This window comes from Flammeovirga sp. SJP92 (assembly GCF_001583495.1).
Lineage (GTDB): Bacteria > Bacteroidota > Bacteroidia > Cytophagales > Flammeovirgaceae > Flammeovirga.
The window spans coordinates 182,300-193,446 of the sequence record NZ_LQAQ01000042.1 but is presented as its reverse complement, the minus strand read 5'-3'; the positions used below and the strand labels follow the sequence as shown (position 1 = coordinate 193,446).

Sequence of the window (11,147 nt, the reverse complement as noted above, 5' to 3'; positions counted from 1 at the left end):
TGATCATAATGTCATCCTCATCTCTACCCTACCGAACGTTAGTAACAAAAGAAAAAACCCCGGTACTTACCTTTCCAAAGATGCAGGAAAAACGTGGGTAAAAATAAATAAAGGAAACGGTCAATCGGACCGTATTAATGATATTGCCATTGACAATTATACCCCTGATAAATTTTATGTTTCAACCTATGGCAGTGGTTGGTATGTGACTTTTAAAGAAGAAGAATTGTAGTCTTTCTTCCCCCATCACAAACCCATAAGAATTAATTCATGGGTTTGTGATGGGAGATAACAATGAATAATAAATTTAAATCAATAATTGATATACTGAATTATAAACTTATTTAATGAGTTTATCAAACAAGTATACCTTCAATAGTGATGAATCAGGTGATATCTCCGAATAGGTTTCCATTAAATCTATCACTCTTGATTTCATAAGGTCTAATGAGGGATCGACTTGATTATAAAAAATAAGGAGCTTTCTCTCTGATTCACTTAACCATTTTTCTTCCCCATTGTTATTTAAATCTTTTTCTAAAATAGATCTTAAATCTTTATTTGAAAAAGTCATATATCGTTTACCTGATCTCTGTTTATAAAGTATTTCATTGGTATAAATTAAGACATTTCTTTCTTTAATTTTTATATCGATTGTTTCTCTACACCATCCTTTTAAGTTTAAACTATAATCAACAGAATCTGTTTCAAATAAAAGGTCAAAATACTCATAATCACAAATCAATGAATCAGAATAACTGACAAGTGCTATATAACTGTCAAATGAACTAACATCTAACTGACATGATTGAGGATATGGAGATTTACTACCATAAGATTTTTCAATCTTACTGAGTTCAAATTCATGATTTTCATTTATCAAATCTTTTATAGGCATTTTTTTACTTTGACATGAAAGAAGTGAAAAGGTCAAAAAGAAGTTTATTAATACATATTTCATAGTTTTCTTTAGAGAGTAATTTTAAAACTCAGCCACCTTCAAATACTATTGAAGAAATACTTTTAAACTCGTAGAATCTTCCTCTATGCTAGCATAAACATTCATAAGGTGAATTAATTTCAACTTTGTTATAGGTAATGATGAATCATCTTGAGAATAAAAAAGTATCAACTTAGAAATATCTTCTGCTAGTTCATTTTGTTTGTTTTTATTGTTGATTTCCATTTCCAATACTTCTTTTAGCTGATCTTGATGATATGATACTGAGTTGGCTGATACTCTTTTATAAATACTATCATTTTTAAGATATAAAGTATTTCTTCTTTTGATATACAAACACATATCAGCTTCACACCAATTAATTAAATGTAGTTTATAATCAATTGAATCAGTACTCAAAATTAATGTCGATGATATGTCCTCACATGATTTCTCAGCTATTGTTTGGGCCAAATGACTGTATGACTTCATCGAGTCGATATTTATTAAAAAGTATTGATGTTCGAGACCAATATATCGGCCAAATTTCGCATCATTTTTTTGATGACAACTCATAACTAAAATTGAAAAGGTGCATAAAATTAAAAACTTAAATTGCTTCACGGTATTTTTTTTAGATTTTAAACGCTTCAATTTTATAAGATAATGATATATCAAACTCTTGCCAATCATCAATAATTTCCCAACCTGCCCCAACAATTAGTTTATTCTTTAACAACTTATATCTAAGATTTAGATTGCATTGAAAATCATTTTCCTCCCATAAAACACCACCCATTTCAAAAAATAAATTATAAAGAAGGCTTTTTCTAATATTAAATCTTAATCCATTTTGACTTATTTCCTCCTCAAACATTGAGTGATTTCTATAGGCATAACCAACCGCTAAATAAAATCCATGAAGATTAATACTTGGTGCAATCAAATATTGATTTTGATAACTGTTCTCTAAGTTTAGAGTTTTAAAATTTCCTTCTAAACCAATACTTATTTTATGATAATGTAAACGGATAATGTTATCCCGATAAAGAGATAGATTGAAATAAGATTGATAATGATTTCTTCTCCATCTCAAATTTGCATTCATTGGGATGTAATTATTAATAAATGGAAGAAATCTTATTTCATTAAAGGATTCAATACCAAAAGTAGAATTGCTGGCTCCATAATTAAATCCAGTTTCAGAAGTTAAACCATAGTAATAGGCAAGGCAATAAATCTGATTAGTATCTTCTTTCATTTCTATTGTAATGTCGGTATCACCCTTCATATAGATCCGTTGATCAACATACCCAAGTGTTCTTATCAGAAGGGTTGCTGGTTCATTCAATTTTAAAGTGAAATTTCCATCAAAGTCAGAAATCACTACATCTTTAGTCCCCTCCTCAGAGATATATGCACCAACAATTGGCTCATTATCAGAATTAATAACTGTACCACTAATTGTTATTTGTCCCTTAACTTGAAGTAATAATAATAAAGATATAGTTAAGAATAGAAAGAGAAATTTATTGGTATTTACACTCATATCATTAATCGTAATAATTTGCTTTGTTTTATAACTTTAAGATGGTTTATTTTGCTTATTCCTTCACAAACCTAAGAGGCAATTCATGGATTATTGTCAAATTCAGCTCCATTTTTTAAACTCCTCATCCGTCACCACATTCACCCCATTTTTAAAAAGTTTATCGGCCACTACCCCATTCCCTTCAATCAATTTACCAGAAAAAGTGCCATCATAGATTTTTCCAAACCCACACGAAGGGCTTCTTGCCTGCAGAATGGCATCCGTGATATTATTTTCCTTACAGATTTTTAATACTTCATCTGCCGCATTCAAAAACTGTTGGGTGTATTCATTCCCTTGCTTGCTCGTTACCTTTATACCGTTATCTGTTTGCTGAATTTCTACAGGTTCTCTTGGCGTCGGTAAACCGGCAATCACTTCTGGACAAACTGGAATGGCCTCACCTGTTTCAATCATTTTTTCTAAATTGACGGTGGATGAACAAGTGGCATTGTATCTACATTTTACCCCCACAAGGCATGAACTGATAATATATTTAGGAGTCATTTTGGTTGAATCTGCTTAGATTATAATGGTTAATTTCAATACAAAAAAAAGGATAATCTGTAAATAATCATATTTGAAATGAAAATCATGAGGATATTTTCTGCAAAAAAGGGTGTAAAAACTAAAAATTAGGAGGTAATAAAATTAATTGGTCATTTCTAACATAAGAGTACACAAATGAGGTGTTGTTCTCACACTACCTTGCCAACATAAATTATTATTCTTCGAACAATTGAAATGAAATGTCGAATGAGAACATGGAATAAACTTTTGTTTGGCCTGTTTGCTCTAATGGTCTTCCATAAAGAAGTAAGGTCAGATGATAAGAAACCTACAGATAAACCTAATGTAATTATAATCATTACGGACGATCAGGGTTATGGTGACATTGCCGCACATGGTAATAAAATCATCAAAACACCTGCGATGGATCGATTAAAAAATCAGGGCGTTGCTTTTGATAATTTCCATGCGGGGTCTACTTGTGCTCCTTCTAGGTCAGCTCTGATGACGGGTATGGAAGGACATAGAGCCGGTGTTTGGCATACGATTGCGGGTTGTAATTTATTAAGAGAGAAATTCACGGCTATGCCCAAAGTTTTTCAAGATAATGGATATGCAACTGCACTTTTTGGGAAGTGGCATTTGGGTGATGCATATCCTTATTTACCAGAGAATAGAGGTTTTGAAACGGCTTTATATCATAGTGCTGGCGGAATTGGTCAAACTCCCGATTTCTGGGACAACGACTACTTTGATGATGTGTACTTAAGAAATGGAAAGCCGGAACGTTTCAAAGGTTACTGTACAGATGTGTTCTTTGATGAAGCCATGAAATATATGGAAGAGAAAAAAGATCAACCTTTCTTTTTATACCTTTCTACAAACGCTCCACATGGTCCGCTAAACGTTCCCGAAGAGTATTATAACCTCTATAAAGACGAGAATGATCTTTTAGATTTTCAGAAAGCGTATTATGGTATGATCACAAATATTGATGATAATATCACTCGATTAGAGAAGAAGTTGAAAGAACTTAAAATCGCTGATAATACAATTCTGATCTTTACAACAGATAACGGTACACAATACGGTTGGAGAAAAATTGATGGAAAAGAATACGGTTTCAATGCCAATATGAAAGGTTTGAAAAGTTCGCATTATGATGGAGGACACAGAGTACCATTCTTTATGTATTGGAAAAATGGTAAACTGAAAAAAGGCAAAACCATTGATCAGTTAGTGATGAGTTATGATGTTTTACCGACTCTAATTGAGCTTTGTGGATTAGAAAAACCGAAGGATACGGAATACGATGGCAAAAATGTATCTCCATTGATTTACGGTGATGGAAAAGATTGGGCTTCTCGTTATGCTGTATTGGATAAGAATAAAACGCAACACCCTGTCAAATGGAAATTAAGTGCTGTCATGGACAATGATTGGCGTCTTATTAATGGGAAAGAACTTTATAATATCCGAGAAGATGTCGGCCAGGAAAACGACATTGCTTCTGCTCATCCAGAAAAAGTAAAGGAAATGAGAAACGCTTATGAAAAATGGTGGGAGCATGTTTCCAAAGACTTCAGTAAATTTGAGTATTATAAGGTAGGTGTTGATGGAATTGAGGAAACAGCTTTGACGGTACACGATATTCATTCGGATAAACCATTAGCTTGGAATCAAGACCTAATTCGTGATCCATTAAGTGGTAAAAAACCGGCTTTGACTGATGATGGATTTTGGACTATTGATGTACAAGAAGAAGGATATTATACTATCACTTTATCAAGATGGCCAAAAGAGTCTGGGTTAAGTTTTGATTCAGAAGTTGAAGCTTTGGGTACCACTCAACCATGGTACATCGCACGTCCTGAAGGTAGAGTAATGCCTCTTAAAAAAGCAATGCTGGAGATCGATGCATTAAGTGTAAAGCAAGATGTGGATATGACCTCAAAAGGAACTTCATTTAGAGTTTATTTGAATGAAGGAAAAGCAAGATTGGTGGGTAAATTCACTGATGAGAATAAAAAAGACATTTCAGCATTTTATGTTTATATATCAAAAGAAAAATAAGCAATGAAACTAAAATATATACTTCAATGGGTGATTTTTTTTGGTACTATAGGATCACTATCTGCCCAAGAAAATAAACGTCCCAATATCATCTTCTTACTTTCTGACGATCACACAAGTATCGCTACGGGCTGTTATGGGAATGATCAAGTGGTGACACCTAATATGGATAAATTGGCTGAAACTGGTGTTCAATTTATGAATCACTACAACACTACTTCGATCTGTATGGCAAGTAGAGCCATCTATATGACGGGGATGTTTGAATACAAAACAGGTTGTAATTTTGAGCATGGACCAATGAGGAAAGAAACTTTCCAAATGTCTTTCCCAATGATCCTTCGTGATGCGGGTTATTTTACAGGTTTTGCGGGTAAGTTTGGTTTTGCTGTTTCTGATGGCACTGATCCTTCTGACAAAAATTGGGACGTGCTTCCAGTAGATCAATTTGATGTTTGGGCAGGAGGTTTAGGTCAAACCAAATACCAAACAGCCAAAAATAAATACATCAAAAAATACGCTGATAAGTACCCTCATAGTACAAGAGCATATGCTGCATGGGCACATGATTTTATCGCTGAAGCCAAAGATTCAGGAAAACCATTCTGTATGTCGATCAGCTTCAAGGCTCCTCACCTTCCTTTCACACCTGACGTTTATTTTGATGCCGTTTATGAAGGAAAAACGTATCAAAAACCGGCCAACTATGGTGCTGAAAATGGTGAACATTTAGCTCCTCAAGCGAAGACGGGGAGACAGTACAAACAGTATGAGTTTTGGAGAGATACGGAAGAAAACTACCAAGAAGCCATCAAACGTTATAATCAACTGATTCATGGTGTGGATTATGCGATTGGGATGATTCGTAAATCATTAGAGGAACTAGGTGTAGACGACAATACGATCATCATTTATGCAGGTGACAACGGTTACAGTTGCGGTGCTCATAATTTAGGCGGAAAAGTATTGCCTTATGAAGAGGCTTCTAAATCTCCTTTATTGATTTTTGACCCAAGAATGAAAACAAAAGGTGGTCAAAGAGAAACCATTACTTCTAGTATTGACATTGCTCCTACTATCTTAACAATGGCCGGTTTGGATATTCCTAATAATATGGACGGTGAAAACCTTATTCCATTAATGAATAAGAAAAAAGGAATCAAAAGAGATCATATTCCATTGATGAACTTCTTTGGCAATGACGAAATTCAAGAAATGTCAGTAGTCACAAAAGACTGGAAGTACATCTATTGGCAGTACGAAGATGATCGTATGAAGCCAACTGAGGAATTGTATTATGTCGGGAAAGACCGTTTGGAAATGACGAATGTGATTTCGGAAAAGAAATACCAAAAGCAACTGCATAAAATGAGAGCTTTATATGATGCTCAAGTGAAACAGTTGAAAGAAAATGCAGTGCCTTATCATGATTACCAAAAGTACGGTGTATTGTTCGATAGAAATTCTTCTGCTGAAGACAAAAAGCCATTTTTAAGAGGTACTTATGAGGAGCAGATGAAAGGGAAAAAGCCTAAGAATCACTTTAATTAATGTAGAAGCGTAACCTGCTACGCAAAATGATGAAAATAAAATAAGATGTTGAAGTTTAATCTATATTCAATAAATGGAACCTTTTAAACATCTTATTTTATCCCCTATTCGGACACACGTAGCGGGCTACGTGGCTACGGGATACGCATAATTAATACACAAAACAACAGACTACTTAAAAGATATTTTTTGAAATGAAGAAGACAGTTTTATTCAATATATTTCTATTGATGACTTCGCTACTATTCGCTCAAGGGAATGTTGACTTCTCTAAGCTGGATAATACTCGCATTGATTCCACTCCTACCGTAAAATGGCAACAATTTGGGCCTGGCGGATCAGGAAACAACTACCATATCTATTGGCATCCTACTGACCCTAACACTGTTTACCAAGGTCCGAATATGGGTAATTCTTACCGCTCAACCGACCGTGGTGAAACGTATGAAGGTATTATGGATCCTGATGGTCCATCGTATAGAACAAGAAGAAGAGGTCCGGTTGAAATCTATTCTCCTGAGTTTTCTAGACAGGATGAGAATTTTGGTATTTGTACTATTGAAGATGCCAATTTCATATACTTTACCTACGACAAAGGAAAGACATGGAAAATCAATGAATTGGTTAGTGCTCAGTTTGAAAATATTCATGTAAACACGATCAAAGTTGATCCTACTAACGACAACATTTGGTATGCAGGATCAGGTAATATTAGAGATTCCAACCACTTTTTCCATACTAACAAGCATCCTCATGGTGTATTTGGTTCTAAGGTAAAAGTAGGTAAAGCCGGAAAAGGAAATGACGGCAACCCAGATTATGGACATCAAGCTAGAATCTGGAAAAGTACAGACAAAGGTCAAACTTGGAAAAGTGTCACTCCTAAAGGAATTGATGCAAAAGCTCAAATTACAAGAATCTTTGTGCACCCTGCACAATCAAATAAAATTTTTGCCGCTACAACTTTCGGTTTGTATATCTCTGAAAACAGTGGGAAATCATGGAAGCTAAAAGCTAAAAATGGTATGGACAATGACATTATCCGTTCTATGGATATGTATTATGATGCCCAATCTAAAAAAGTGATTTTATATGCGATTGACCTTGTAAAATACATTCCAAATGGAAACACAATTACCTATAACGGTGGAGTTTATAAGAGTGAAGATGAAGGAGAATCTTGGGTAAATATCAACTCTGATATGCCTCTCAATAAGGCGATTTTGAAGAATCCAAACATTCAAAAAGGGTATTATAAATTTGCACTTGGAAAATGGTTTGGCATTACTGCAAAAGAAGCGAAAGAGAAGTACCCAAAAGCGCCTGAGCAATTGATGCATTCAGTGAGTATGATCCGTGTGAACCCCACTAATCCGAATCACTTATTGGTAATCAATAACTATAAATCACAATTCACATTCCCTGGCGGTATGCTTTGGCGTTCTGATGACGGTGGTAAACATTGGTATGTGACACTGAGAAATGGTAAAGATTGGAACGGCAGAGATAAAGCGCATTGGGATGCTAGAAATAATCCAACTTCTATTAATGTAGATTGGGTTGGTCAAGATGAATGGGAAGAGCGTGATGCTTATGACCGTAAAGCGGGTGCAGTGGCAGAATTCAATGCAGATGGTACAACAATCATGTATCAGGTGGCTAAAATTGTTTGTGTTTCAAATGATAATGGTGACACTTGGTTAGAAAATGATGAAAAAGAAACGAAGCCGGGTAATCATCATTGGGTGGGTGCTGGCAACAGTAACTTGCCGGGTGAAGAGATCATTCAAGATGAGCGTATCAAAGATCACCTTTATTTATGTGCTGGCGAGAATTCAATTTTCAAAACTACAAACGATGGTGATTTAGTAAGAAAGGATGCTCAAGCAGTTTACAAAATCAGCATTCCTAATAAACAAAAACCTGCAGAATGTTCTGTTGGAACCATGGCCATCGATCCTAATGATGTGAATCATATGTATGCGTTGTTCTTCAGACAGGCTTACTTCGGTCAGATGATGGAAACCAAAGATGGAGGGCAAAACTGGACGCCAAAAGGTAGAATTTTCGATCCTAATAAATTAGGTAATCCTCTGAATATGATCATTCACCAGAGTCATTTACGCATTGATCCTGTCGAAAATGATCACCTCTACTTTGTCATTCCTCAAAAAAGAGTGGTACATAATGTGAAATTCAAAGGTGGAAAATTCAATGATTTTGGTATCTACAGAACAAAAGATGCCGGACAGACTTTTGAAGTAATCAATGACGGATTGCCTGAAAAAGGTCATGTACAAAAAATTGAGTATGATCCAGCAAACAAAGGGGATTTATATGCCGCTGTAATGGGTAAAAAGAATCAACAGGGTGGGTTATTTAAGTTGAATAAAAAGAAGACTACTTGGGAAAAAGTGGATCTTCCAAAAGGAATTGTAAGTGTACACGACATCCATTTCTCAAAAGACAATAAACTGTATATCACTGCAGGAACTTTTGATGGGAATCATAAAAATGGTGGTGTTTGGGTAAGATCAAATGGGAATTGGAAACAGATTATTCCTTATAAGTTTGCCAGCTTAGTCACTACCGCTAAATACGATCCTAACGTTATTCTTGCAGCTATTCCATCAGATGGAACCATGGGAATGATGAACCCAGGTATTTACAGATCACTAGACGGAGGTAAGACTTGGAAAAAAATTAATACGGGTAATATTCAATCGGACAGAATCAATGCCCTTGAAATTGACTATCACAAAAAAGGAGTGTATTACTGCTCAACCTATGGAGCAGGTTACTATATCGCATATGACGAAGAACTTCGATAAATAGAATAAATAATTCTTGTGACTACTTCCCCCCTTTTTCGTTTCCATTCATTGGATTTCGGGAAGGGGATTTTTTCTTTTCAATTAAAAACAACACAACTTCATCATAACCATCTATTTTATTTTTCTCGTTTTTCTTAAATTAAGGTACATAAGTTTTTATTTAAAATGCTTCTTTACAAAACAATTTCAACCCATCAGTTATGAAAATCAAGCTCCTTTTCATTTTAATTTTCATCAGTTTCAACTTATTTGCACAAAAGAAAATTGGAAAAGATATAGGTATATGGAGTATCCAAAATGGCAAACTCCTCTCCAATCAACAATATGATAATAAGTTGGGGGAACATTATTGGACTTTTATTAGGGAACTATTGCCTACACCTTTAATGGATCAATATGTAAAACGCTTTCGAATTTATACTGATGGTAAAGAAGGAGATTTAGGAGGAATGACTCTGATAAATGATAGTAATCAGGATTGGCAATTAGAAGTAGATATCGCAGATTTACAACTAGAGGAAACCAATCAAGAAAAAATTGTGGACTATCAACATACATTAATTCATGAATTTGGACACCTGCTTACTTTAAACATCACTCAAATAGCACCTACTGATGATGAGTATCAAGATGACTCAAAGGGTTACCTCACCTCCGAAGGCTATGCTCGAAAGAATAGTTATTTAGATGTATTTGTAGCTCAATTTTGGCCCGATGAGCTTCTTTTTCAATGGGATAAGATTGATCAAATTAGAAATCAAAGGAAAAAAGAAAATAGACTGTTTGACTTTTATCTTAATGCACCAAGGTCCTTTGTAACAGATTATGCCGCAGAAAGCCCTGAGGAGGACATAGCGGAATCTTGGACATATTTTGTGATGGATGAAATAAAAGGCGGAAATACTATAAAAGAACAGAAAGTTGCATTTTTTTATCGCTACCCTGAGCTAATTCAATACAGAGAAGAGATCAGAAAAAAGCTGAGATATATACCTTCAGCCTATTTGAAAAGTTTTAAAATTAAATAAATTGTGCTGTTTAAACTAAAACGCTCAGTTCTTCTTTTGCAGTTGTGTAGGCTTCACTGTATGTTTTGTGCACAGAGTACTTGAGTTTAGTGTTCGACACTAAAATTACTCCTTTAAAGAGAATGTTTGCTACAAGGTTCGGTATCACCATATAAGCTTTTTTAATGATACCTGAATAATGCTTTTCACTGTGTTTTACCCCCTCGCCTAATGCAATTCGAGCCTCTGATCCCATCCATTTGATAGATGTTGTGTCAAAAATGAAGACTACCTCTTGTTTGATTTGATCAAAAATCTCTCTTTTTAGAATTTGGTAACCATAAATGTCTTCAACAGAAGGTTCATGGACATTTGTTGTTACCTTGATGATAGGAAATTCATCTAAATCAAAATCACAGAAATTGCAGTGGTAGTGGTTTTTCAATTGCATCGTAAAAGTAGTTTTTGGTTATCTACTAATACATACATTTTTTTTTACTTTTAAGTTCAAATGGTACTCGAATAATTTTTCAGTCAAAAAAGAAGAAAAAGAAGAAGGCCATCGTAAATGATGACCTTCACTGTAAGAGAACAGTTATGCAGTTTTCAAAAAATCATAATGGATTATAAAATAAACCTTA

The 11,147-nt window shown here is 34.6% G+C and carries 10 protein-coding genes; 5 read left to right on the top strand and 5 right to left on the bottom strand.

What is annotated here, in order from left to right:
• The coding region (locus tag AVL50_RS33335; protein ID WP_172826814.1) for a hypothetical protein at positions 1–232 on the top strand (232 nt) is incomplete at its 5' end.
• Between the two features lie 108 nt (positions 233–340).
• Here the strand turns inward: AVL50_RS33335 and AVL50_RS11065 are convergent.
• From AVL50_RS11065 to AVL50_RS11050, 4 genes are all read right to left on the bottom strand, one after another.
• Positions 341–898, bottom strand: coding sequence for a hypothetical protein (locus AVL50_RS11065; RefSeq protein WP_062616560.1), 558 nt, complete (start codon positions 896–898; stop codon positions 341–343).
• Between the two features lie 108 nt (positions 899–1,006).
• Complete coding sequence (locus AVL50_RS11060) at positions 1,007–1,432, bottom strand: hypothetical protein (protein WP_062616559.1); 426 nt, start codon at positions 1,430–1,432, stop codon at positions 1,007–1,009.
• A 142-nt stretch (positions 1,433–1,574) separates the two neighbouring features.
• Positions 1,575–2,489 carry a carboxypeptidase-like regulatory domain-containing protein gene (locus AVL50_RS11055; protein ID WP_062616558.1) on the bottom strand — a complete coding sequence of 305 codons (915 nt, stop codon included), beginning with the start codon at positions 2,487–2,489 and terminating at the stop codon, positions 1,575–1,577.
• 102 nt (positions 2,490–2,591) lie between these two features.
• Positions 2,592–3,038: a DUF523 domain-containing protein gene (locus AVL50_RS11050; RefSeq protein ID WP_062616557.1), complete on the bottom strand. Its 447-nt coding sequence runs from the start codon at positions 3,036–3,038 to the stop codon at positions 2,592–2,594.
• 249 nt (positions 3,039–3,287) lie between these two features.
• Between AVL50_RS11050 and AVL50_RS11045 the strand changes: the two genes are divergently transcribed.
• The 4 genes from AVL50_RS11045 to AVL50_RS11030 all read left to right on the top strand — a co-directional run bounded on the left by AVL50_RS11045 (position 3,288) and on the right by AVL50_RS11030 (position 10,527).
• The gene (locus AVL50_RS11045; protein ID WP_062616556.1) at positions 3,288–5,114 is read left to right on the top strand and encodes an arylsulfatase; all 1,827 of its coding nucleotides are present in this window, start codon (positions 3,288–3,290) and stop codon (positions 5,112–5,114) included.
• 3 nt (positions 5,115–5,117) lie between these two features.
• Positions 5,118–6,665, top strand: coding sequence for a sulfatase (locus tag AVL50_RS11040; protein ID WP_062616555.1), 1,548 nt, complete (start codon positions 5,118–5,120; stop codon positions 6,663–6,665).
• A 194-nt stretch (positions 6,666–6,859) separates the two neighbouring features.
• The gene (locus tag AVL50_RS11035) at positions 6,860–9,496 is read left to right on the top strand and encodes a hypothetical protein (protein ID WP_157491276.1); all 2,637 of its coding nucleotides are present in this window, start codon (positions 6,860–6,862) and stop codon (positions 9,494–9,496) included.
• Between the two features lie 203 nt (positions 9,497–9,699).
• Positions 9,700–10,527, top strand: coding sequence for a putative zinc-binding metallopeptidase (locus AVL50_RS11030; RefSeq protein WP_062616553.1), 828 nt, complete (start codon positions 9,700–9,702; stop codon positions 10,525–10,527).
• Positions 10,528–10,537: 10 nt separating this feature from the next.
• On the opposite strand, the gene AVL50_RS11025 is transcribed toward AVL50_RS11030, so the two are convergent.
• Positions 10,538–10,957 carry a hypothetical protein gene (locus tag AVL50_RS11025; protein ID WP_062616552.1) on the bottom strand — a complete coding sequence of 140 codons (420 nt, stop codon included), beginning with the start codon at positions 10,955–10,957 and terminating at the stop codon, positions 10,538–10,540.
• Positions 10,958–11,147 lie beyond the last annotated feature (190 nt).